General features: G+C 28.0%; 20 protein-coding genes and 1 tRNA gene (1 of these 21 only partly in view). 6 read left to right on the top strand and 15 right to left on the bottom strand.

All coding sequences use genetic code 11. The features are described from left to right. Nucleotides 1-14 precede the first annotated feature (14 nt). Nucleotides 15-1223, top strand: a complete 1209-nt coding sequence (locus tag MHL31_RS01560) for an RsmB/NOP family class I SAM-dependent RNA methyltransferase (RefSeq protein WP_240227324.1) — start codon at nucleotides 15-17, stop codon at nucleotides 1221-1223. Nucleotides 1224-1326: 103 nt separating this feature from the next. Here MHL31_RS01560 and MHL31_RS01555 read toward each other — a convergent pair whose 3' ends face one another. The 5 genes from MHL31_RS01555 to MHL31_RS01535 form a co-directional block, all read right to left on the bottom strand. Continuing rightward, a complete protein-coding gene (locus tag MHL31_RS01555) occupies nucleotides 1327-2325 on the bottom strand; it encodes a lipoate--protein ligase (protein ID WP_240227323.1) in 999 nt (332 codons plus the stop codon). A gap of 40 nt (nucleotides 2326-2365) precedes the next feature. After that, entirely contained in the window at nucleotides 2366-3040 is a 675-nt protein-coding gene (locus tag MHL31_RS01550) for a DUF2461 domain-containing protein (protein WP_240227322.1), read from the bottom strand. Between the two features lie 112 nt (nucleotides 3041-3152). After that, nucleotides 3153-5198 carry a tetratricopeptide repeat-containing sensor histidine kinase gene (locus MHL31_RS01545; RefSeq protein WP_240227321.1) on the bottom strand — a complete coding sequence of 682 codons (2046 nt, stop codon included), beginning with the start codon at nucleotides 5196-5198 and terminating at the stop codon, nucleotides 3153-3155. 103 nt (nucleotides 5199-5301) lie between these two features. Further along, complete coding sequence (locus tag MHL31_RS01540) at nucleotides 5302-5982, bottom strand: M15 family metallopeptidase (protein WP_240227320.1); 681 nt, start codon at nucleotides 5980-5982, stop codon at nucleotides 5302-5304. 35 nt (nucleotides 5983-6017) lie between these two features. Next, complete coding sequence (locus tag MHL31_RS01535; protein ID WP_240227319.1) at nucleotides 6018-6452, bottom strand: GNAT family N-acetyltransferase; 435 nt, start codon at nucleotides 6450-6452, stop codon at nucleotides 6018-6020. Nucleotides 6453-7317: 865 nt separating this feature from the next. Between MHL31_RS01535 and MHL31_RS01530 the strand changes: the two genes are divergently transcribed. Then, nucleotides 7318-7390 (top strand) — tRNA-Gly (locus MHL31_RS01530). 33 nt (nucleotides 7391-7423) lie between these two features. Here the strand turns inward: MHL31_RS01530 and MHL31_RS01525 are convergent. Beyond that, nucleotides 7424-8068: a rhomboid family intramembrane serine protease gene (locus MHL31_RS01525; RefSeq protein WP_240227318.1), complete on the bottom strand. Its 645-nt coding sequence runs from the start codon at nucleotides 8066-8068 to the stop codon at nucleotides 7424-7426. A 104-nt stretch (nucleotides 8069-8172) separates the two neighbouring features. Between MHL31_RS01525 and MHL31_RS01520 the strand changes: the two genes are divergently transcribed. Then, entirely contained in the window at nucleotides 8173-9063 is an 891-nt protein-coding gene (locus MHL31_RS01520) for a lysophospholipid acyltransferase family protein (RefSeq protein WP_240227317.1), read from the top strand. Between the two features lie 96 nt (nucleotides 9064-9159). Beyond that, nucleotides 9160-10155: an L-glyceraldehyde 3-phosphate reductase gene (gene mgrA, locus MHL31_RS01515; RefSeq protein ID WP_305802699.1), complete on the top strand. Its 996-nt coding sequence runs from the start codon at nucleotides 9160-9162 to the stop codon at nucleotides 10153-10155. A gap of 97 nt (nucleotides 10156-10252) precedes the next feature. Here the strand turns inward: mgrA and MHL31_RS01510 are convergent, their stop codons facing one another. From MHL31_RS01510 to MHL31_RS01485, 6 genes are all read right to left on the bottom strand, one after another. Next, nucleotides 10253-11104 (bottom strand): IS3 family transposase, encoded by an 852-nt coding sequence (locus MHL31_RS01510; protein WP_240225904.1) that lies wholly within the window; start codon nucleotides 11102-11104, stop codon nucleotides 10253-10255. A 14-nt stretch (nucleotides 11105-11118) separates the two neighbouring features. Next, nucleotides 11119-11553 carry a hypothetical protein gene (locus MHL31_RS01505; protein WP_240225903.1) on the bottom strand — a complete coding sequence of 145 codons (435 nt, stop codon included), beginning with the start codon at nucleotides 11551-11553 and terminating at the stop codon, nucleotides 11119-11121. 98 nt (nucleotides 11554-11651) lie between these two features. Next, the gene (locus MHL31_RS01500) at nucleotides 11652-13127 is read right to left on the bottom strand and encodes a RagB/SusD family nutrient uptake outer membrane protein (RefSeq protein WP_240227316.1); all 1476 of its coding nucleotides are present in this window, start codon (nucleotides 13125-13127) and stop codon (nucleotides 11652-11654) included. 11 nt (nucleotides 13128-13138) lie between these two features. Further along, a complete protein-coding gene (locus tag MHL31_RS01495) occupies nucleotides 13139-16267 on the bottom strand; it encodes a TonB-dependent receptor (protein WP_240227315.1) in 3129 nt (1042 codons plus the stop codon). A 312-nt stretch (nucleotides 16268-16579) separates the two neighbouring features. Beyond that, nucleotides 16580-17740: a C40 family peptidase gene (locus MHL31_RS01490; protein WP_240227314.1), complete on the bottom strand. Its 1161-nt coding sequence runs from the start codon at nucleotides 17738-17740 to the stop codon at nucleotides 16580-16582. Between the two features lie 155 nt (nucleotides 17741-17895). After that, the gene (locus tag MHL31_RS01485; RefSeq protein ID WP_240227313.1) at nucleotides 17896-20523 is read right to left on the bottom strand and encodes a valine--tRNA ligase; all 2628 of its coding nucleotides are present in this window, start codon (nucleotides 20521-20523) and stop codon (nucleotides 17896-17898) included. 111 nt (nucleotides 20524-20634) lie between these two features. On the opposite strand from MHL31_RS01485, the gene MHL31_RS01480 reads away from it, so the two are divergent. Continuing rightward, entirely contained in the window at nucleotides 20635-21084 is a 450-nt protein-coding gene (locus tag MHL31_RS01480) for a DUF1573 domain-containing protein (RefSeq protein WP_240227312.1), read from the top strand. A 172-nt stretch (nucleotides 21085-21256) separates the two neighbouring features. Here MHL31_RS01480 and MHL31_RS01475 read toward each other — a convergent pair whose 3' ends face one another. Both MHL31_RS01475 and MHL31_RS01470 read right to left on the bottom strand, forming a co-directional pair. Next, the gene (locus tag MHL31_RS01475; protein ID WP_240227311.1) at nucleotides 21257-21826 is read right to left on the bottom strand and encodes a hypothetical protein; all 570 of its coding nucleotides are present in this window, start codon (nucleotides 21824-21826) and stop codon (nucleotides 21257-21259) included. A 56-nt stretch (nucleotides 21827-21882) separates the two neighbouring features. Next, nucleotides 21883-23385 (bottom strand): helicase HerA-like domain-containing protein, encoded by a 1503-nt coding sequence (locus MHL31_RS01470; RefSeq protein ID WP_240227310.1) that lies wholly within the window; start codon nucleotides 23383-23385, stop codon nucleotides 21883-21885. 104 nt (nucleotides 23386-23489) lie between these two features. On the opposite strand from MHL31_RS01470, the gene MHL31_RS01465 reads away from it, so the two are divergent. Beyond that, on the top strand, nucleotides 23490-24122 hold the full coding sequence (locus MHL31_RS01465; RefSeq protein WP_240227309.1) for a 7-carboxy-7-deazaguanine synthase QueE: 633 nt from the start codon (nucleotides 23490-23492) through the stop codon (nucleotides 24120-24122). Here the strand turns inward: MHL31_RS01465 and cmk are convergent. Then, nucleotides 24119-24300 carry the 3' end of a (d)CMP kinase gene (cmk, locus tag MHL31_RS01460; protein WP_240227308.1) on the bottom strand. 511 nt of this gene lie beyond the right edge of the window, so only the last 182 of its 693 coding nucleotides appear in the window; its start codon lies off the right edge, out of view; the stop codon is at nucleotides 24119-24121. The two genes, MHL31_RS01465 and cmk, sit on opposite strands and share 4 nt — an antisense overlap.

Genomic DNA, 24300 nt, shown 5'->3' with positions numbered 1-24300 from the left:
CTTATTTTTTACATATGAGATTACATAGAAATTTAGTGTTTACCGTAATAGATTCAATAAAACTTATTTTTAATGAAGGTGAATATGCCGATAAAGTAGTGCAAAAAGCACTAAAAAGAGATGCGCGTTGGGGTGCAAGAGATCGAAAATTTGTTGCAGAAACTATTTACGAAATGGTGCGTTGGAAGCGATTATACAATGAAATTGCTGGAACAAAGTCTCATTATTCAACAGAAAATGTTTGGAAAAACTTTGCTGTTTTTGCAATCTTAAAAGGTTACAAATTACCAGATTGGAACCAGTTACAAGGTGTTCCAGAAAGAAGAATTAAAGGTAAATTTGATGAACTTCAAAAAGTTAGAGTATTTAAAGAATCTATTCCAGATTGGTTAGATGAATTAGGTGTAAAAGAGTTAGGTGAAAAACATTGGACAAAAGAAATTGCGTCTTTAAACATACAAGCCGAAGTTATTTTACGTACAAATACCTTAAGAACGAACAAAGCTTCTTTAAGAAAAAAATTAGCTGATGAAGGTATTGCTACTACATTTATTGATGGTTATCCAGATGCTTTAAAATTGGTAGAACGCGCCAATGTTTTTAGAACAGATTGTTTTAAAGATGGCTTGTTTGAAGTACAAGATGCTTCTTCTCAATTAGTTGCTGCATATTTAGGCGTAAAACCAGGAATGAAAGTAATTGATACTTGTGCTGGAGCTGGAGGAAAAACCTTACATTTAGCAGCTTTAATGGAAAATAAAGGTCAGATTATTGCAACTGATATTTATGAAAGTAAATTAAAAAAATTAAAAATTAGAACACGTAGAGCTGGAGTACATAATGTTACAACCAAAGTATTAGACACTACCAAAGTGTTTAAGAAAATGAAAGGTACTGCAGACAGAGTGCTTATTGATGCACCTTGTAGTGGAATTGGTGTTTTAAGAAGAAATCCAGATAGCAAATGGAAATTAGAACAAGAGTTTGTTGAAAATATTATTAAAACTCAAGCTGAAATACTAGAAAATTATTCGAAATTGGTAAAAGTTAATGGAAAATTAGTGTATGCTACTTGTTCTATTTTACCTTCGGAAAACGAACTTCAAGTTAAAAAATTCCTTAAAAACAATCCTAACTTTACAATTATAAAAGACCATAAAGTTTCACCTTTTAAAACAGGTTACGATGGATTTTATATGGCATTATTAGAAAGAAATAGTTAATATTCAACTAGCTAAAATAAAGTTTACACAACTTAATAAGTTAAAGGCGATGATTTTTTCATTGCCTTTTTCTCGTTTTATGTTTTTTAAAACTTAATACTAATTAATCATTACCATAAACAAGATTTATAAAATCTAATTTTTCTAATTTCCCAAAATAATTTTCTATAACTACTTCTTCAAGCTTTTTAGAAATTTCATTTTTATCGTATGGAACACTAATTAACAAGTTTTCAAGATCTGAAATTGGTTGTCTTCCAAAGAAATCTCCAAATACTTTAAACTCAGAAATAAGTCCTTTTTCAACAAAAATACGCAGGTCTATTTCACCTATAGCAAAACGTTTGCTGCGCTGTATATTAAATTTAGGTGAACGTCCATAATTCCATTCCCATAAATCATATTTTTCCGATTTTAATTGATGTACAGCTTTCCATTCAGCTTCAGTTAACTTATGTATTTCAAAATGTTCACGTGCTTCAAACAATCCATTAAGTAATTGCTGTTTAAAATCATCCATTGTAATAGGAGTTTTTAAAAACTCACTAATATTTGCAACACGACTTCTAACAGATTTATGACCTTTAGACTGAATTTTACTCATTTTTACTTGAAGCGCCTTACTAACTTCACCCATATCGGTATCGAATAATAAAGTACCATGACTTATCATTCTTTTTCCTGTAGAAAACTGAGCAGTACCAGAAATTTTCTTTTCATCTACCAATATATCATTACGCCCTTTTAACTCGGCATTAACTCCCATATTGTTTAAAACACGTATTACTGGAGCGGTAAACTTTTTAAAATTACTAATGCTTTTACCATCATGATTTGTTATAAAGCTAAAATTTAAATTACCCAAATCATGATACACTGCACCACCACCTGAAATACGCCTAACAACCTCAATATTATTTGCTTCTATATACTCTTGGTTAATTTCTTCTAAAGTATTTTGATTACGTCCAATAATTATAGACGGTTTATTGATATAAAACAATAAATAATCTGTGGAAGCATCAAAATTTCTTAATGCATATTCTTCTAAAGCTAAATTTAATTTAGGATCTGTACGCCCTTCATTATCTATAAAAATCATAGAATTTGTTTAATTTTGTAGTAAGCAAATATAAAGAATTTTAATCTATAATAGATTCTCCATTTAAATCTGTTGTAAGTATTTCACTCATATAATTAAAATACGGTCGCATTGCTTTAAAACTACTATCAACTTCATCTAAAAAATTAGAAGCTAAAACTTCTTTATCTGTAAAATTTCTAGTAACAATAAACTGTTTCATTCGTATTAAATCTATATCGGGATGCTCTTTATCAAACCCTCTAGGAGCTGTTTTTAAAGCTGTACCTTCTAGTTTTTTAAAATGCTTTATAAATGTTTTATTGTTTATTATAGCGCGAATTTCGGTAGTATCCATTTCAAATTCTTTTCTAATTCGCAATAAATCTTCTTTATTTGGTTCCCAAAATCCACCTGCTAAAAAACTCCCTCCAGGACTTATTTGTAGATAATAACCTCCTCTTAATTTTTTAGTTGCTCTAGAAAATGAACCAGAGAAATGCGTTTTATAAGGTGTTTTATCTTTAGAAAAGCGTACATCTCTATAAATTCTAAAAAACTTAAATCTATCTATTGTGTCATGAATTTTTAAGCGTTCCATTAAAACTTGGTAGCATTCTTTAACTTTTTGCTGTTCAATTTGAAACTGTGGTTTATTTTCTGTAAACCATTCGCGATTATTATTTACTTTAAGAGCTTTTAAAAAGTCAAATGTTGATTTTTCTATAGAAGTCATTTTTGATTTATTTAGAAATTTCAATGTACAAAAAGAGTTTACATAAAACAGAATCTTATCCGTTTTTTTTACTTGCTAATAAATAGCATAAAACACTTAAAGTTTTAAAAAATTAATCTTGATAAATAGGCATTGAAAACATAAACATACTTCCTGTATTTAAGGTGCTTTCTGCCCAAATTTTACCTCCATGCTTTTCTACAAAATCTTTACAAAGTATTAAACCTAGTCCAGAACCTTGCTCGTTTGCTGTTCCAATACTACTTGTTTTATTATCTATGGAAAATAAGTTATCGATTGTTTCTTGTGACATTCCAATTCCATTATCTTTTATAACTATTGTAACTGTAGTTTTTTCAATAATAGAACTCATATAAATTTCACCTCCAGGTTTAGTAAATTTAATTGAATTAGATAATAAATTTCTAAGAATTGTATTTAGCATATTTACATCGGCATTGATATATAAATTATGATAAACATTATTAAAAATACTAATTTCTTTATTTATTGCCTGAATTTCCACTAAAGATATTACATCTGATACTTGTTTTATCAATTCAATTTTAACTGGGTTAAAATTTATAGTTCCAGACTGTGAGTTTGCCCAAATTAGTAAATTGTTTAATAAATCTGATGCTTTTGTTGTTGACCCCTTAACAATTTTTAAAAATTTAAGTTGCTTTTCCTCATCATAAACAGCAATATTTTCAATTAAAAGCTCTGTAAAACCTATAATTGAATTAAATGGATTTTTTAAATCGTGAGCTATAATTGAGAAAATTTTATCCTTAGTATCATTTAATAATTTTAAATTATTAGTTTGCAATTTAATTTCTTTATGCATTCTACTTATTTGATAATTTTTAAACTCTAATAAATTATATGCTTTCTTTTTAGATGTTTGCTGTAAAATCAATATAATTACTAATAACCCAAAAATAATTATTGCAATTACTAAAAAGTACATTATCTTTTTCTCATTCTCATTTTTTATTGAAAGCTCATTAATTTTGAAATTAGATTCTTCTAGTTTATTTAAAGCAGTGAATAATATTATTTTCTTACGTTTATTTGTTTTAATAATAGTATCATTTAATGCAATATATTCCTTTAAATAGTTTAAAGCTTTAGATCTGTTCCCAATGTTTTCATAAACAGTAGATAGATTTTTTAAATTATACATTTTAAAGTCCTGTAACCCTAATTTATCGCAAAACTCAAGGCTTTTATTGCCATAATAAATTGCTTTATCATAATTTTTAACAGTGCTTTCTAAATCTGAAAGGTTTAAATATATTAATGCAAATAAATATTTATCTGTATTTAATTGAATGGCTTTTTCTAATGCTTTATTAAGATAAAATTTAGCCTCATCATACATATTTAACGTCATATAATAATCTCCAATATTATTGAAATTAATTGCAACGCCTTCATAATCTTTAAGAGCTTCTTGTAAATCAATAGATTTAAAATAATAATCTACACCATTAGAGTTTATATCTGCATCTATTGTAGCATTTGCAAGATTTGTATAACTAGTTGCAATACCCAATGTATCTTTTAGACTTGTGAAAATTTCTAAAGCATCGTTATAATACCTTTCGGCAAAATCATAGTGCTCATTACCATAATATAAATTACCTATACCAATATAATTATCTGCAACACCATCTTGATCTTTTAATTCACGATAATGGATTAGAGACTTAAAATAGTAATCAATAGCTTTATCCTCTTCAGTTAAATATGAATAATTATCACCAATCTGTTTTTTAATTTCTGCAACTTTTTTTATTTGGTTTAAATCTTCAAAATGTATTAATGCTCTTTCATAGTATTCAATAGCTAAAGCATACTGATACAGATCTTGGTAATACGTTGCTATATTAAAAAGGTATTCTGCTATTTGAGATTTAATATTACTTTTTCTGGCTAATTCTAAACCTTCGTTATAAAAATTGAATGCTGAATCAATTTTTCCTTTAGTATAATACAGTTTAGCTTTATCAAGAAGTTTTGATATTCTAGTAGAATCAGTTATTTTTTTAGAAAAGTTTTCTAATTTATTTGAATAAATAATATCACTATTATTAATTGCATTACTTTTAAAAGCAATTAATCCTAAAATTAAAAAAGTAATATTTTTTATCATTTATTATATTAATAGTGAAACTTTAACAAATAAGTTCAAGTTTTACATTATAAGGACTCAAATTTACTTATTTTTTTTAAATGAATAGCAGATAATTTAAATGTTAATTATTTATTAAATTTTTATTTATATCTAAAATATTATTTTTAGAATAATTTCTTATAAATTCTTTTGTCAAATATTGACTTCCTTCTAAGTTTATATTTTTATAAAATGCTAATAAATTAATTTTTAAATATTCAGATAACATATTTAAAGATAAAGGTTTATAGGTATAATGCCAAGGTTCATATTTAAATCCTTTTCTGGTTTCATTATTTGTGTAAACTAAATAAAACCCATAAGATTCCGCATGTGCATCCATCCATTTTTTTAATTTAGCATATACGCCATTTTTTTCATAATTACTTGTAACCAAAAGACTTTTAGGGGCTTTAACAGCAGCGTCAATAATATCAAAATCAGTTCCCCAATGGTGACGAGATGTTCCAGGAATAGTAGAATATTCAATTATTTTTTGAAGTGCTTCATTTGGTGTTAACCCTTGAGAAGTATATAAATTATACTTTCTATTCCAAATACTTTTTTGACGATCAAAACTTCTATAACCTGAAACAATTTTTATATTTATCCCCTCTTTGAGAGCTGCTTTTTGCATTTTTTTAAAAGCTTCTAATGTTTCTTTTTGTAACTTAAAAGAGGTTCCTTCTAAAGCTAAATCTCCCCTACCCATTAAAGCTTTTTCACTAAACTGTTGTTGAGAAAAAACTAAAAAATTTGACATTACAAAAAAACAATATAAAAAAAATCTAAGCATCTTTAATCTAAATATTTATACATTACAAAATGATCCCCAATTAAAGGAACCTCAAATTTATCACCATAAGTTAAAAAACCTTGTTTTTTATAAAAATCTAATGCAATAACACGTGCATTACACCATAAACAATTTATATGTAAAGATTTTAAAATTTCTTCGGCTTTTGATATTAAAAGTTTTCCAGCTCCAAAACCTTGATAGTTATTTAAAGTTGCCATACCTCTTAATTGGTATTGTTTTCCTTTAAAACTATTATTTTCAGCTTTCATAAAACTAGAAACTGCAATTAATTTACCTTCTTTAAATGCACCAAGATGAAACGTATCTTGATCAAAATCTCCTTTAAACTCATAAGGCAATGGTATATTTCTTCGCAAAACCTCCAATCTAATTTCAAAAGTTTCTTTTGCTGTAATTTCTTTAATTTCAATCATTTTTTAATTAAATATTATACCTAAAATAATTAATGTTTATTTCTTAAAGGATATTTACTTTATAAAACAAAGCTAATTTATAACAAAAAAATATATAATTATTTAAAAAATAAACTCTAAACCTAAATTAGGTAATTTAGAACATTATGATTAATTTTACTTCTAAATTAATATTTATTTCTTTTAATATTTTAAAAATGTATTTTTTAAAAACAAAACATACTTATTGCTTATCTACAACAGTAATCTACTGTTTGTTTTGTTCTTTTATGTCTTTAAAACGTAAAATTATCTTCCTGAATTAAGCAGGCATTACGAGTGTGCCTGAAAAACTCTTTACATTATCTTATAAAAAACTATTTTATTTAAAATATATTGAATAGCAATACTCGTTATTTAAAATAATGTATTGTTATAGAGTTTAAGTTGTTGAAAATTTTATATAAACTTTAAAATAATATACAATGGCTGTATTAAGAAAGAAACTTACAAAAGAAGAATTAAATAAGAAAAAACAAGAAAAAATTCAAAAAAAATTAGAAGCAAAAAAAATGAAAAAAAGAAAATCTAGAGCTTAAAATAAACTTCTAGTTAATATTAATGTTAAATTTTTTAAACAAACAGGCTATAGTTTTATAATTATGGCCTGTTTTTATATTTTATTTAAAGAAATAAAAAATAATATTTTAAAAATTATGTGTTAAATATTTTTTAATAAAATCAATAAATTCACTCAACATATTGAAAATGAAGATTCTGAATTGAACACTTTTAAAGTCTAAATTTTTTAGCATAAAAAAATTTAAATTTTCTTAAAAAAACGTTTGCAAAAGTTAAAAAGGATTGTATATTTGCATCACCAATTGCGAGAGTAGCTCAGTTGGTAGAGCTTCAGCCTTCCAAGCTGACTGTCGCCGGTTCGAGCCCGGTCTCTCGCTCAAAAAAAAGCCAAACATTTGTTTGGCTTTTTTTTATTTTAAACGGTTTCCAAAAAGCAACAATAATATAATTGGCACCCCAAGTATTACTACTGTAAAAGTACTATTTAAAAAAACTTCAGGATACACTAATAAAGTCAACCCAAAACCTCCAATTGCACCACCTAAATGTGCTGTATGTCCAATATTTCCCAACTGCTTCTTCATACCATAAATTGAATATAATAAATACCCAATTCCAAAAATATAACCAGGAATTGGTATTGGTAATGGAAACATCATTAAACTCATTGTTGGATTTAATAATATAGACCCGTAAATTATACCCGCAACGGCTCCTGAAGCTCCAACAGCACTATAATATGATTCATTTTTATGAAACATTAATGTTAAAATACTCCCTGTTATTAAACTTCCTAAATACAATATTAAAAACTTAATAACTCCTAATTTAAATATTATAATTGGAGCGAAAATATACAAAACATACATATTTAAAATTAAATGCAAATAATCTACATGTAAAAAACCAGAAGTAAACATTCTAATTTTTTCTCCTCTATTAATAGGTCCAATTTGGAATTTATACTTATCAAAAAACAAACGATCATTAAATCCTTTTATAGAAACAAGTACATTTACAATTATTAATATTAGCAGTGTTTTATCTATATTCATTTAAATTATTTTAGCATTAATGTACGAAAATATAAAAAAATGATGATATTGAATTGATAGTTATTCAGAAACAAAAATTAAATACGATATTTGCAGTTGTTATTATGAATTTACTTATATACATTCTCGTTTACCCAATTATTTGGTTACTTTCTATTTTACCATTTAAAATACTATATTTCATATCAGATGGAGTATATTTATTAGTTTATTATGTAATTGGTTATAGAAAAAAGGTTGTTTTAAATAATTTAAAACTTAGCTTCCCTGAAAAAACTGATAAAGAACTTCTTAAAATTAGGAAAGCTTTTTACCATCATTTTGTCGATATTTTTATTGAAATGATAAAATCGTTTACAGTATCTAAAAATTCAATTTATAAAAGGTACAAATACACTAATATAGATTTTTTTACTGATTTATATAAAGATGGTAAAAGTGTGGTTTTAGTAGGTCCACATTATGCAAATTGGGAGTGGATAATGAGTTTAGACTCCTTTGTTGATTATAGAGGGTATGCTGCATTTACAAAAATAAATAACAAATATTTTAATAATAAAATATTAAAATCTAGAACTAAATTTGGAACTTCATTGGTACAAACTTCTAAAGTTATTTCTGAAATGAAAAACAATCAGAAAAATAATATACAAGCTATTTATGGTTTGCTAAGTGACCAATCTCCTCAATTAAAAAAGACTTTTTATTGGAGTAAATTTTTAGGTATAAAAGTACCAATACATACCGGTGCAGAAATGCTAGCAAAAAGATACGACTTAAATGTTGTTTATATGAATGTACAAAGAGTAAAACGTGGACATTACCAAACTACATTTAGTTTAATAACTAATGAAGCTACTAAATTTGAAGATTACCAAATAACTGATATTTTTTTAGAAAAAGTTGAAAAACAAATTAGAGCAAATCCTGAATTTTATTTTTGGACACATAAACGTTTTAAACATAAAGACAAAGCTCCAAAAGAAGATTCTTAATAACCTAAAAACCACTTTATTTCTCATTAAATATTCTTTATTCTTACACTGAAAAACAATTATAAAAGTATTTGAAATCTAACCTGATAATAAATTATGAGTAAAAAAATTAAATATGAAGCAAATGCTTCAAGGTATGACAAAATGAAATATAGAAGAACAGGAAAAAGCGGTTTGCTACTTCCTGAACTTTCGTTAGGTCTTTGGCATAATTTTGGAAAAAAAGACGATTTTAAAAATGCAAGAAACTTATTAAAATGTGCTTTTGATAACGGAATTACACATTTTGATTTAGCTAATAATTATGGTCCTCCTTATGGTTCTGCAGAAACTACTTTTGGAAAAATTTTAAAAAAAGACTTCAAAAAATATAGAGATGAATTAATAATTTCATCAAAAGCTGGTTACGATATGTGGCCTGGTCCTTATGGAGAATGGGGTTCAAAAAAATACTTAATGGCTAGTTTAAACCAAAGTTTAAAACGTATGGGATTAGATTATGTTGATATTTTTTACCATCACCGTCCAGATTATGATACCCCTTTAGAAGAAACTATGGGAGCATTAGATTTAATGGTTCGCCAAGGAAAAGCACTGTATGTTGGTATTTCAAACTATCAACCAGAAAGAGCAGCAGAAGCATTTAAAATTTTAAAAGATTTAGGAACTCCTTGCTTAATTCATCAACCAAGATATAATATGTTAGATCGTTGGGTTGAAGATGGATTGTTAAACTTAATTGAAAAAGAAGGTGTTGGTGCTATCGCTTTTTCGCCATTAGCGCAAGGAATGTTAACCGATAAATATTTAAATGGTTTTCCTGAAGATTCTAGAGCTATAAAAGATGGTAGATATTTAAAAACTGAACAAATTAAAAAGCAACTGGATAAAATAAAAGCTTTAAATGAAATTGCCCAAAATAGAAACCAAAATTTGGCTCAAATGGCAATAGCTTGGATTTTAAAAGATAAACGAATTACATCTGTACTAATTGGAGCAAGTAAAACTGAACAAATTTTAGATAGTTTAAAAGCTACTGAAAATACAGTTTTTAGTGAAGAAGAATTAGCATTAATTAACAACCTTATTTAATTTTATAAAAGGAACATTCATTTTTATAATTAAATATTTAATAAATTGTCTAGTCCTAAATAACCGATACAGATTATTAAAGGGTAAAAGTTAAAAATTAAAGCTGAATAATGACATCATTGTTCAGCTTTTTTGATTTGTATTGTTTTGGTTTAATTTTTTTTTGTGCGTGCATTTGTATTGGTGTTAGCATTTCGTTAGATAAATGAGGTCTTATATTGTTGTATATTTCTATTGCATTTTTGACCAGTTTCTTCTTTACTTTAAAATCTTGAATCTTCTGTGCTACACTAAATTCCTGTTTTAAAATTCCATTTATTCGCTCTGCAACTGCATTTTCATATGGATCATATTTTTCAGTCATACTAGGCTTAATCTCATTGTTTTCTAATAGTCTTTGATATTCATTCGAGCAATATTGCAACCCTCTATCAGAGTGATGTATTAATGGACTTTCTTTGTATTTTCTATTATTTATAGCCATTTCCAATGCCCTCAATGAACCATCCATTGATAAAGATTTTGACACATCATATCCTACAATCTTTTTAGAATAAGCATCTGTGATTAATGCCAGATACGAAGGGTTGGTTCTCGTTCCGATATATGTAATATCACTCACCCAAACTGATTCAGGCCCTTCTATATCCATTGAGCTGACAAGGTTTCTGTGCTTTCTAAATCTATGATGAGAGTCTGTAGTTATGTGGTAGCTTCTTTTAGGTATTATTAACATATGGTTAGCTTTTAGTATTCTAAACAATTTATCTCTTCCTACTTTTAATAGTGATAATTTATCCTTTAACAGAAAGTATAATTTCTTACCACCCAATCTTGGCATTAGCATCCGAATATCACGAACCAAAACGATAACTTTTTGTGCTACAGTTTGTTTATGAAGTCTTGATTTTATGGATCTATAGTAAACCTGTCTGTTTACCCCGAGCAAATCACAGGTAGAAACTAAAGTTTCTTTATATTCTTCTTTGAAGATGTTGATAAGTCGGGTGTGTAATTTTTTCTTATTTGAATATCATATTCCTTTTCTGCCATATCAACAAGCATATCGAAAATAATAACCTTTTTATCAGCACGTTCTGCTAGATGTTCAGCTCTAGCTTTCTGTTTTTCAAGGAGCTTTATTTTAGCTTCAAGCTCAAGTATTTTTTGTTCTGGAGTTTTTGACATCGTTTTTGGAACTTGGTTTTCCCAATCAAAGTTACCATATTTTTGCAACCATTTGGTTACTGTAGCGTCTCCCTGAATACCATATTTACGCTTGGCTTGGGTTTTTGTTAAAAATCCTTGTTCTACTTCTTCAACTAATTGAAGTTTAAAAGAAAGCGAGTAATCTTTTTGAGTTCGCTTTGCTGCACCTGATTTGTCTGATGTTTTCATTACACTTGTGTTTTAGTGTATCGCTATTTCAGGACGGGACAAATATTGAAATAAAAAAAAGGTGCTAATAAATTAGCACCTTTTTCTTTATTAAAAAATTAAATTGGATTTTGTTCTATAAGTGGATTCGCATCAATTTCATCTTGAGGAATTGGCCATATCCATCTATTATCACCTACTGGAACTTCCATAACATTATTATTTATAGAAGATTTATGATTAGATCCAGTTCTATCTAAAGGTAAATTTAATCGTTTTAAATCAAACCAACGGAAACCTTCACCCCATAATTCAATACGACGTTGCACCATAATTTCTTCAATTAAATCATCTCCTGTGTTAGTAGATAACGTATAATTATCATCTCTAGTACTAATTAAATCAAAAAGAACTTGAGCTGCAGAACCAAATTGATTGTCTCTAGCTAATGCTTCTGCTTCAATCAAATACATCTCACCAGCACGCATCATTGGAACATCCATACGACTATCAGATGTGCTTACTGCTAAAAACTTTTGACTAGTATATGGATATTTATTTGCATTACTAACCAGCTCCAAACCTTCATGTTCTCCAGTAGGATCCCAAAGAGTTTTACGCACATCCGTTTCAGAAATTTTATCATATAATAAATTATTTATAGATCTTGGATTAGCTCTAATAGAAGAAGAACTATAATTACGAGAAAGGTAACCTCCCAAATTTCCATAATAATTTGTTTGATCTTCTATAATATGACTTGCCCACATAAATTCACTATTAGCATCTAAATTATCTGAAAAACCTTTAGCGTAAGTATCTTTATCCATTAAGGTATAACCTGCTCTTGCTTCTTCGGCATACTTAACTGCGACATCCCAATTACCTTGAGTTAAGGCAACTCTAGCCTTTAATCCTTTGGCTACAGCCTGATTTAAATGCGATTTATTAGGTCTTGAATAACCTTCTAATAAAAGCATGGCATCATCTAAATCTGTATTTATTTGCGTATAAACAGCTTCAACTGTTGATCTTTCAATTGGCTCTGTTGAATTGTCTAATTTAATTGGAACACCTAACTGACTATTATCAACGCCTATCTTATAAGCTTCTGCCCAAGTTTGAACTAATTGATAATGACAATATGCTCTATAAACTAAAGCTTGTCCTTTAATAATATCTTTTTCTTCTTGTTCCCCATCTGCACCATCTACACCATTTATTAAAACATTTGCATTTGCAATCCATTTATAAAACATACCCCAGTGAGATGTATTATAAGAATGAGTTGGGCTTGCGTTCATAAGCCATCTAATTCCACTAGTCCAAGTAGCAGAATTAAATACGTGATCTTCACCTAATTCATCAATATGCATATTAAAATGTCCAGCACCACCTCTACCTTGACTATCGTAACGTATATATAAAGCTCTATGTATTCCATTTAAAGCACTCATTGCATTTCCTGTAGTTGTAATTACAACCCCAGAAGAAACCTGATCAGTTGGATAGGTATCTAAAAAATCTTCTTCACAAGCTATAAACAAGACATTTACAGCAAGTATCCCAATAAATATAATTAGTATTTTTTTCATCTTATTTATTTTTAAAATTTAACATTTACCCCTAATGAAATAATTCTAGAAGGTGTATACACATTTGAATTAGTTCCACTAAAGTTTTGTTGTATATCTAATCCTTTTCTTGCATTTAAAGAAAATACATTTTCTGCACTTGTATAAATTTGAGCTGTTGAAACTCCTAATTTATCAATCACATTACTTGGTAAACTATAAGAAAAATTAATTCTCTTTAAATTTAAGTAAGAACCGTCAACCAACCATCTATCAGAAGTTGCATTAAAATTAGACGTTTCAGTTGGGTCCATTCTTGGTATATCTGTAATGTCTCCAGGTTGTTGCCAACGATCTAAAATATCTACACTTAAAGCACCTCCATAATCACCTGCACTCATAATACTTTGATAGTTATAATCTATAACTTTACCTCCTATTTGATAGGTAAACATAAAACCTAAATCAAAATCCTTATAACTAAAAGAATTAGATATAGCTCCTGTTAAGTCTGGAATAGCTGAACCTGCATAATGATATTCTCCATTTGCTTGATTTGTTGTTACAATGGCTCCATCAACTGTACGTATATCACTATCATTTGCTTCAATTGCTTCTTCTGTAGGAATATATAAAGCAGCTCCATCAGCTGGATCTACACCGTACCAATCTTTTAACCAATAATCGTAAATAGAACGCCCTACCATTAATTTTTTAGATCCATTAATAATTTCTTCTTGAGGTAATTTTGTGAATTCATTTTTTACAGTTGCTGCATTAATTCCTAAATTCCATTTAAAATTATCCGTTTTAATAATATCGTAATCAAAACTAACCTCTACCCCTCTATTATACATAGAACCAATATTTTTATAAACACTTTCACTTCCACTTGATAATGGTAATGGTACTGCAAATAATAAATTATCTGAATTCTTGTTATAATATTCTATTATTCCGTTTAATTTATTGAATAAACGAAACTCTAATGCTACATCAAAATTTTCACTTGTTTCCCAGAAAAGATCTCTATTTTCAAGTGATGCTTGTAAAAACCCTGATTCACTTTGGTTGTTATATCCTAAATCATATAAACCTTGGTAAGCATACCAACTAATACCAGAATTGTTTCCAATTTCACCATAAGATATTCTAAATTTCATCATATCTACCCAGTCTAGTTTACTAATAAAATCTTCTTTATCCATACGCCAAGCTGCTCCTAAAGACCAAAAACTACCCCAACGCGTTTCTTCAGCAAACTTAGATGTTCCATCCTCTCTATAAGATGCGCTTAAAAAGTATTTACCATCATAATCATAATTTACACGTCCAAAGTAACTTTCGTCATTCAACACATCTTCATAAGAATATAAATCTAATGTTGTAACAAAATTGATTAATTCCGTATTACCGTCAGCAATTATTCCTGAACGTGACCCATCTAAAGCATTATACTTTTCTTTAATAGACTCATGTGCTAACAATGCACTAATATTATGATCACCTATTGTTTTTGAATAATTTAATAATTGATTAAAACCAACTACAGTTCTCCTTGTATAAGTACGACCTGCTCTACCTGCAGTAGCTCCATCACCCACAAATTTATTTTCAAAATCTGTATTATAATAATGACGTTCATCTATACTAAGATTAGTTCTAAAACTTAAATCTTTTGTAATTTGAAAATCGAGATATGTTTTACCTCCTAATGATGTAATTTCATCTAAATCTTCATTCCATTTAATTTCTGCTACAATATGTCTACCATTATTTGCATCACTTGGACGTGAAGCATCTAAATCATAAATTCTATCACCATTACCATCTAAAATATAATTTCCCGATGCATCATGTTGATAAATATTATAAATCGGCCCCATTCCACGAGCAAAACGCACAGGGTTAACATATGAACTTGTTTGGGAAGATGTTGCTTGAGATTGATTCCCTTGTGAAGTTGTTATACTAAGATTCAATCCTGTTTTTAACCAACTATTAGCTTTATAGTTTACATTTATACGTCCAGAAATTCTTTCGAAATCTGAATTTATAATATAACCTTCTTCATTTAAATATCCTAAAGACACATAATAGTCTCCTTTTTCAGTACCTCCTTGAAAACTCATATCATAGTTTTGACGGTACCCTATACGTGTAATAGCGTCTAACCAATCTAAATCATCATAAATAAGTTTTGCATTTGGATTAATTTTACCATCAGTCCCAACAATTTGATCATTAGCTACATTGTATGGATTATTTAATAATTCACTATAAATATTTTCTGATGCATAAATATTTGCATTATTAATTTCTTCGGCTGTATTTATACCAGGTATTGCTTGTGTATTTCTAAGCGCTTCCCACATAATTTCATAATATTGATCTGAATCTAACCTATCATATTCAGGTATAGACCTATCAACAATACTAGAAGTTGCATTGAATGTAAATTCTCCTTTTTTATTTTTTCCACTTTTAGTTGTTATCATTACAACTCCATTTGCAGCTTTGTTACCGTATAATGCAGTAGATGAAGCGTCTTTTAAAATTGTTAGACTTTCTATATCATTTGGATTTATAGAATTTATATAACCACTAAATACAATACCATCTACAACATACAATGGAGAACTTGAAGCTGAATAAGATCCTATACCTCTAATTTGAATACTTTGACCTGAACCTGGTTGTCCACTTGCAGATGTAACTGCAACACCTGCAGAAGCACCCTCTACAGCAGTAGAAACATTAGAAATTGGCCTCAGCTCCATTTCTTCACTATTTATTTGAGTGGCAGAACCTGTAAAATCAGATTTTTTTGCAGTTCCATATGCAACTACAATAACTTCATCTAAAAGGTTACTCCCTTCCATCTCTACATTAATTATGTTAGCTGTTCCAACGGTCTTTTCTACATTAGACATTCCTACATAACTAAATACCAAAATATCTCCAGTATTTACTTTTATAGAATACTTACCATCAAAATTGGTTTGTGTACCTATTTTAGAACCCTTTACAATAACATTTACTCCAGGTAAAGGACCTTCACCTTCTGTAACAGTTCCAGAAACTGTTTTCTCTTGTGCAAAAGAAATTTGCACTAATAACGCTAAAAATAACGTTAAGATACTTTTAAACTTTGTTTTCATTTAAAAAAGATTTAGTTAATGATTAATTGATTATTAATAAGATGCTCTTAACAAAAGATAGTTGCGCCATATTTTATAAGAATAAACATGTCGCATTATTTTTAATAAATTCATAAATTATCATCATCATAAAACTAAAAAAACCTAATATTAATCAATAAAAATAAAGTTTTAATAAAAAAAAACGAACTTCAATCTATTGAAATTCGTTTTTTAAGTAGATTTTAATCTTTTAATTCAAAGATTTTAAAATTATTCAACTTTTTCCTGCTAAAATTTTGTTAAAAATTATATTTAATTAATTCTCTTTTTTTAAAGTTTTATTAATTCTTTACTTTCAACATCTAAATACCTTCTGCTTCCTAAATAATGCTCTCCACACCAAGTATCATAAGCTTCAGATTCAGGGTTCATAGAATTTAAACGCACTCTTCTTGAAGAATGAATAAATTCTTGTTTCCCATTCCCTAACCAAATACCTACATGAGTAACTCGCTGTTTTTTATCAGCTGTTGCTTTAGTACCAAAAAACATTAAATCTCCCTTTTCTAAACCTTCTAACTCTAAATTTTTATCAACAATTTCACCTTTTAAAATTTGTTGCGAAGCATCTCTTGGAGTTACAAAACCATTCATTAAATACACAGTTTTTACAAAACCACTACAATCCATTGCCTTTGTTGAAGTTCCTCCCCATAAATATGGCGAACCTAACAGACTTTTAGCATAACGCTCTACTAATTCTTTAGATGGTTTTAAATGAATTAACCATTGCTTATATTTTTCGGCTTCGTCTTTTTTAATAAAACCAATTCTACCATCAGGAAATTCGACTTTAAAACTAGTTGTTAATTCTTCAATTAATTTAACTTTTCCTCCAAGAACCATATCTGTTAAAATAATTTTGAAATCAGAATCTTGATAAGAATTACCTGTAGTTTTTGTATAAATTATAAGTTCAGATTCATTCCATTTATTTAATTGATCTTTTGTAAAAAATGCAATTCCACCATTATCTACCCAAGCAATATATTTTTCTGGAGTTTGTACTAACGAAAATGATCCTTCATTTTTTAAAACTTTTAATTCTGTTCCTAAAATAACTTGGGTAACCAATTCTGCTGAGTGTTTTCCTTTACCTCTTAAGTTAGCAGCTGAATTATTTGCCAATGCATACGTATATTCTCCAACAGTTGACTCTGGTAAAATTGAAACACTATCTATAAATGTTATTCCTTTAGCTGTTAAACTACTTTTTAGACCTTCAATAGCTAATGGATTATCTGTTTCTCCTTCTAATATTAAATTAGTTCCTGCTTTTTTATATGAAACGTCATAAATAGCAACTCTTTTATCTGGAGCATATTTATTTTTTATACTGTCGTTTAAATTTTGAAATGTAGTTATGGAACTTTGATTTGATTGACAAGAATAAAAAAGTACCAATACTAAAATATATTTTAAATATTTCATGTTTTATTTTAAGGTTAAATTAAAAATTAAGAAGTGTTTACTTGCTCAAATATATTGAATTTTAAACAAAAAAAATATAAAACAAAAAGAGATTCCAATAAATTGGAATCTCTTTTCTAAAGTACATTTGCCAGCCATAGCTAGTGTACCATTTTTTACAAACTATTTAAACTAGTCTTTATAGTTTCAATTTTAGATAAAGCATCTGCTTCTTTTTGACGTTCAATAGCAATCACTTTTTCTGGAGCATTGTTTACAAAACGCTCGTTACTTAATTTCTTTTGAACAGATTTTAAGAAACCTTCAGTATATTTTAATTCTTCTTCTAACTTCGCCTTTTCAGCTTCAACATCAATTGCATCACCCATCGGAATAAAATATTCGTTAGATTTTACTCTAAAACTTAATGCTCCATCAACTTTTTCAGTTACATAATTAATTGCTGATAAATTACCTAGTTTTTCTATTACTTTATCAAAATCTGAAGATACATTATCATTATTTAATACTGAAAATTCAATTTGATCTTTAAAAGAAATGTTTTTATCTTTTCTAATATTTCTAATTCCTGAAATAACTTCAGAAGCTATTTTAAAATCGTTGATTAATTTTTCATTTACTTCAACTAATTTAGGATATTCTGCTATAATTAATGCTTCTTCAGGAGTTCTTTCTGAAATATGTTGCCAAATTTCTTCTGTTAAAAATGGCATAAATGGATGTAATATTTTTAAATTATCTTCTAAAAATGAAATTACACTTTCCAATGTTTTTGCATCAATTGGTTGTTGGTATGCTGGTTTTACCATTTCTAAAAACCAAGAAGAAAAATCATCCCAAATTAACTTGTAAATACTCATTAAAGCTTCGCTAATTCTATATTGATCAAAAGATTTTTCAATATCTAATAACGTTTGTTGAAATTTAGCTTGATACCACTCAATAGCAATTTTAGCGGATTGTGGTTGCGCTATAGTTGTAGAAACTTCCCAACCTTTAATTAAACGAAAAGCATTCCATATTTTGTTTGAAAAATTTCTTCCTTGTGCACATAATTCTTCATCAAATAATAAATCGTTTCCTGCAGCAGAACACAACAACATTCCAACACGAACACCATCGGCACCGTATTTTTCCATCAATTCAATAGGATCTGGTGAATTCCCTAAGGATTTAGACATTTTTCTACGTTGTGCATCTCTTACAATTCCTGTAAAATATACATTTGTAAAAGGTTTTTCCTCTCTAAATTCATATCCTGCAAAAATCATACGAGCGACCCAAAAGAAAATAATATCTGGTCCTGTTACTAAATCGTTTGTTGGATAGTAATAATTTATTTCTTTATTGTCAGGATTATTAATACCATCAAAAACAGAAATTGGCCATAACCAAGAAGAAAACCAAGTATCTAAAGCATCTGGATCTTGTGTTAAATCTTCAATTGTAAACTCCTTCCCTACTTTTTCTGAAGCTAATTTCACAGCTTCTTCAATAGTTTCAGCAATTACAAAATCTTCAACACCATCTCCATAAAAATAAGCAGGAATTTGATGTCCCCACCATAATTGACGAGATATATTCCAATCTCTAATATTTTCTAACCAATGGCGATAAGTATTATTATAATGTTTAGGAAAGAACTTAATTTCTTCATCTTCTAAAACAGCATTTAAAGCTGGTTTAACAATGGTATCCATTTTTAAAAACCATTGTGCTGAAATTTTTGGTTCTATTACAACTTTAGTTCTTTCTGAAGTACCTACTTTATGTAAATGTTTTTCAACTTTTACCAAACAACCTAAGTCTTCTAATTCTTTAGCTATTTCTTTTTGAACTACAAAACGATCTTTACCTTCATAATGTAAACCAAAAGAATTAAGTGTAGCATCATCGTTAAAAATATCGATTACTTCTAAATTATGCTTTTCACCTAAAATTTTATCATTTGGATCGTGTGCAGGTGTAACTTTTAAACAACCTGTTCCAAACTCTAAATCTACATAAGAATCTTCAATAATAGGAATTACTCTTCCAACTATAGGAACTATTGCTTTTTTACCTTTTAAATGTCTAAAACGTTCATCTGCTGGATTTATACAAATTGCAGTATCTCCTAAAATTGTTTCAGGACGTGTAGTTGCAATAGTTAAAACATCATCACTACCTTCAATTTTATAATTTACATAATAAAGATTCCCTTGTTTTTCTTCAAAAATAACTTCCTCATCAGATAAAGTTGTTTTTGCTGAAGGATCCCAATTTACCATTCTATAACCACGGTAAATTAATCCTTTATTATATAAATCTATAAAAACTTTTGTTACGGCTTCACTTAGGTCATTATCCATTGTAAACTTTGTACGTTTCCAATCACAAGAAGCTCCTAACTTTTTTAATTGTTCTAAAATAATACCACCATGTTCATCTGTCCATTCCCAAGCATGTTTTAAAAACTCATCACGTGTTAAATCACTTTTATTTATGCCTTGCTCTTTTAATTTAGCAACAACTTTTGCTTCTGTAGCAATTGATGCGTGATCAGTTCCAGGTACCCAACAAGCATTTTTACCTTTTAATCGTGCTCGTCTAATTAAAACATCTTGAATGGTGTTATTTAACATATGTCCCATATGTAAAACTCCTGTAACATTTGGAGGAGGAATTACAATTGTGTAAGGTTCTTTTTCATTTGGAGTAGAATAAAAATAATTGTTATTCATCCAGTAGTTATACCACTTATCCTCTATGTCTTTTGGATTATATTTTGTTGCTAAACTCATTTTTGGTCTAATATTTGTAATACAGAATGCAAATGTACAATTATAAGCCTTAACATAAAATATTTTGAAAGCTTAAAAAAATAACTAACTTTACAATCTTAAATTTAAATTATGAAAAAATTTATAACACTATTATTTATAGGATTTGCAGCATTTTCTATAAATGCACAAGAAACAAACACTAACGGAACTAAAGTTGACCCAAATGCACCAGCATTTGAATTTGAACAAGAAGTGATAGATTATGGAAAAATTGAACAAAACGCTGATGGTGTTCGTGCTTTTAAATTTACAAACACAGGAAAATCTCCTTTAATAATCTCAAGAATTCAATCAAGTTGTGGTTGTACGGTTCCAACAAAACCAAAAGATCCAATTATGCCTGGTAAAACTGGTGAAATTGAAGTAAAATATGCAACTAATAGAATTGGAGGTTTTAATAAAACAATTACAATTTTTTCTAATGCTACAGAACCTACAAAAAGAGTTCGTATTAAAGGAATTGTATTAAAACCTGAATCTAACGTAGTTAAAGAAAAATCTAGTGTTTCTATAAAATAGAAATTCTTAAAAATTATAATTTGTTATTCTATTAGTAACAAATTATTAAAATAAAAAAATCTGAACAATATTGTTCAGATTTTTTTTATGACTAGTATTTAGAGTTTAAATTACCTAAAGAACATTTAATTTAAAACCAAGTTTCAATAAACTGTTCATTATTTTATTGAAATTAGTTAAACCAAATAGTAAAGTATTTAATTTTTGCTATATCTGGAATTTGATCTATAGTTACTTCTTCTCTACTAAACGTATTCAATCCTAGCTCTTTTTTGTCTATTGAAATAGTTGCATTTAATTCATCTATAAATAGTGTTGCAGATGTTAAAGTAGTTTCTACTTTATCTATCATATAGTTTTCATTTATATCTTTAAAAGTTGATTTTAATGAAATTCCTTTTTCTGTAAAATAGTTTGAATCAAAAATTTGAATACTTCTTATTTTTGATAAAGAATCATTTTGATTAGAAGGAACTATTTCAAGTAACTTTTTTCCTTCTTTAGAAAAAATAACATATTCTTCTTTATCAAGAGAAAATATTTTATCCTCTGAAGATTCATTTTCTTCTGGAGAATTTGATGCTATAGAATCTGTCTTAAAAATTGTCCTTAAATCTAAAATAGTAGTTTGCCTATTTAAAGAACCTACATTCCCTTTTTCAATTAGAAATTCATTTTTTTTCCCACATTGAATAAATATTAATGATATTAATACTATAAAACAATTTTTTAACAATGACATAATTTAATTACAATTTTATATAATTTATATAACGTTAACGTTCTTTTTTAGTAGAACTATATAACGCGTTTTAATATTCCTAAAACCCCTCTAATAAATGTTGCACTTGTTACAACTTTTAAAATAGGATTCATTTGTTTACTTTTACTTTTTGACGATTTTGAAGCTTTTTTATTTTTTATTTCAATCGCTTCTTTTTTATTAATTGCCTCTATTTTTTCATTTAAAATTTCATAAGCACTTTCTCTATCAATAGTTTCATTATATTTATAATATAGCCTAGAAGTATCAATCAATTGCTTCAACTCTTTATCCGTTAGCACATCCATTCTACTCATTGGAGCACGCATCATTGTAGCTGCTAATGGTGTAGGAATACCTTTTTCATTTAATACTGAAACAAAAGCTTCCCCAATACCTAATTGAGTTAAAGTCTCATCAACATCATAATATTCAGAATCTGGATAATTTTCAGCTGCTAATTTTATTGCCTTTCTATCTTTTGCGGTAAATGCTCTTAAAGCATGTTGAACTTTTAACCCTAACTGCGCTAGCACATCTTCTGGAACATCTTTTGGATTTTGCGTAACAAAAAACAATCCAATTCCTTTAGAACGAATTAATTTAACAATACTTTCTATTTGAGATAATAATGCTTTTGAAGCTTCATCAAAAATTAAATGAGCTTCATCAATAAAAATTACCAATTCAGGTTTCCCACTATCTCCTTGCTCCGGAAATGTTGAATACACTTCTGCTAACAATTGTAACATAAAAGTAGAAAACAATTTTGGTTTATCTTGAATATCTGTTAAACGCAATATTGATATTATCCCTTTTCCTTCAGCATTTGTTCTTACTAAGTCTTTTACATCAAAAGAACGTTCTCCAAAAAACAAATCACCACCTTGTTGTTCAATTTCTACTATTTTTCTTAAAATTGCACCTGTACTTGCTGTTGAAATTCTTCCGTATTCAGCTTGTATTTCTTCTTTACCTTCAGCAGTTACATATTGTAATATTTTTTTTAAATCTTTTAAATCTAATAAAGGTAATTTATTATCATCACAGTATTTAAAAATAATTGAAACTATTCCACTTTGTGTTTCTGTTAAGTCTAAAATTCTTGATAATAAAACAGGTCCAAATTCCGAAATAGTTGCTCTCAATCTAACTCCTTCCTGTTCTGAAATTGATAATACTTCAACAGGAAAATTTTTAGCTTCAAAAGGCAATCCAATTGCAGCGTGCCTTTCATCAATTTTTTTATGACCAGAACTTGCCTTTGCCAATCCACTTAAATCACCTTTTATATCCATTAAAAGCACTGGAACTCCTTTTTCTGATAAATTCTCAGCCATTACTTGTAACGACTTTGTTTTACCTGTTCCGGTTGCTCCTGCAATAAGCCCGTGTCTATTTAATGTTTTTAAGGGTACTTTTACAAAGGCATCTTTAATTGTTTCACCATCCAATATTGCTGAACCAAAAGTAATATAATCACCTTTAGTAGCATATCCCTCTGAAATCTGATTAATAAAAGCTTCTTTTCTTTCCATCTTAAAAATTTCGATAAAAATAAGATTTAAAACTCAAATTAAAAATTTCAACAGAAATTATATTCTATTTATTTATTGTTCGTGTTTATGTCTATATTTGCAGCATGATAAATGAAGAAACACAACAACAAATAAATTCGGGTAAAATGTTACCTTTAATGGAAGAATTTTATACAATCCAAGGTGAAGGTTTTCATACTGGAAAAGCAGCGTATTTTATTAGAATTGGTGGTTGTGATGTTGGTTGTCATTGGTGCGATGTTAAAGAAAGTTGGAATGCAAGTTTACATCCACCAACAAGCACAGATAAAATTATTGCAAATGCTAAAAAATATGCAAATACAGTTGTTATTACTGGAGGTGAACCATTAATGTGGAGCTTAGATTATATTACTTCTGAATTACAGTCTAAAAACATTAAAACGCATATTGAAACTTCAGGTGCATATCCACTATCTGGAAGTTGGGATTGGATTTGTTTATCTCCTAAAAAAACAAAACTTCCTCTAGAAGGTATTTATAAAGAAGCTCATGAACTGAAAGTTATTGTATCTAACAAACACGATTTTAAATTTGCAGAAGAGCAAGCTGCAAAAGTTAATAAAGCTTGTGAACTCTATTTACAACCTGAGTGGAGTAAGAGAGAAAAAATGATGCCTTTAATAGTTGATTTTGTAATGAAATATCCTAAATGGAAAATATCTTTACAAACGCATAAATACTTAAACATACCTTAAAGGCTAGTTAATTTTTCTTGTACCATTTGGTGAATTTTATAAAATTGTTCCTCTAAACCAAGGTTAGAATTATCTATTTCAATTGCATCCTCTGCTTTAACTAAAGGAGAATCTTCTCTAGTAGAATCAATATGATCTCTATATTCAACATTTTTAAGTATTTCATCAAAAGAAACTT

This window comes from Lutibacter sp. A80 (assembly GCF_022429645.1).
In the GTDB taxonomy this organism is placed as follows: domain Bacteria; phylum Bacteroidota; class Bacteroidia; order Flavobacteriales; family Flavobacteriaceae; genus Lutibacter.
This window is presented reverse-complemented; position numbering and strand designations above follow the sequence as displayed.

Bases quoted from the DNA above. Each gene is read 5' to 3' on its own strand.
- MHL31_RS01560 (WP_240227324.1), top strand. From the start codon at position 15: ATGAGATTACATAGAAATTTAGTGTTTACCGTAATAGATTCAATAAAA.
- MHL31_RS01555 (WP_240227323.1), bottom strand. From the start codon at position 2,325: ATGATTTTTATAGATAATGAAGGGCGTACAGATCCTAAATTAAATTTA.
- MHL31_RS01550 (WP_240227322.1), bottom strand. From the start codon at position 3,040: ATGACTTCTATAGAAAAATCAACATTTGACTTTTTAAAAGCTCTTAAA.
- MHL31_RS01545 (WP_240227321.1), bottom strand. From the start codon at position 5,198: ATGATAAAAAATATTACTTTTTTAATTTTAGGATTAATTGCTTTTAAA.
- MHL31_RS01540 (WP_240227320.1), bottom strand. From the start codon at position 5,982: ATGTCAAATTTTTTAGTTTTTTCTCAACAACAGTTTAGTGAAAAAGCT.
- MHL31_RS01535 (WP_240227319.1), bottom strand. From the start codon at position 6,452: ATGATTGAAATTAAAGAAATTACAGCAAAAGAAACTTTTGAAATTAGA.
- MHL31_RS01525 (WP_240227318.1), bottom strand. From the start codon at position 8,068: ATGAATATAGATAAAACACTGCTAATATTAATAATTGTAAATGTACTT.
- MHL31_RS01520 (WP_240227317.1), top strand. From the start codon at position 8,173: ATGAATTTACTTATATACATTCTCGTTTACCCAATTATTTGGTTACTT.
- mgrA (WP_305802699.1), top strand. From the start codon at position 9,160: ATGAGTAAAAAAATTAAATATGAAGCAAATGCTTCAAGGTATGACAAA.
- MHL31_RS01505 (WP_240225903.1), bottom strand. From the start codon at position 11,553: ATGAAAACATCAGACAAATCAGGTGCAGCAAAGCGAACTCAAAAAGAT.
- MHL31_RS01500 (WP_240227316.1), bottom strand. From the start codon at position 13,127: ATGAAAAAAATACTAATTATATTTATTGGGATACTTGCTGTAAATGTC.
- MHL31_RS01495 (WP_240227315.1), bottom strand. From the start codon at position 16,267: ATGAAAACAAAGTTTAAAAGTATCTTAACGTTATTTTTAGCGTTATTA.
- MHL31_RS01490 (WP_240227314.1), bottom strand. From the start codon at position 17,740: ATGAAATATTTAAAATATATTTTAGTATTGGTACTTTTTTATTCTTGT.
- MHL31_RS01485 (WP_240227313.1), bottom strand. From the start codon at position 20,523: ATGAGTTTAGCAACAAAATATAATCCAAAAGACATAGAGGATAAGTGG.
- MHL31_RS01480 (WP_240227312.1), top strand. From the start codon at position 20,635: ATGAAAAAATTTATAACACTATTATTTATAGGATTTGCAGCATTTTCT.
- MHL31_RS01475 (WP_240227311.1), bottom strand. From the start codon at position 21,826: ATGTCATTGTTAAAAAATTGTTTTATAGTATTAATATCATTAATATTT.
- MHL31_RS01470 (WP_240227310.1), bottom strand. From the start codon at position 23,385: ATGGAAAGAAAAGAAGCTTTTATTAATCAGATTTCAGAGGGATATGCT.
- MHL31_RS01465 (WP_240227309.1), top strand. From the start codon at position 23,490: ATGATAAATGAAGAAACACAACAACAAATAAATTCGGGTAAAATGTTA.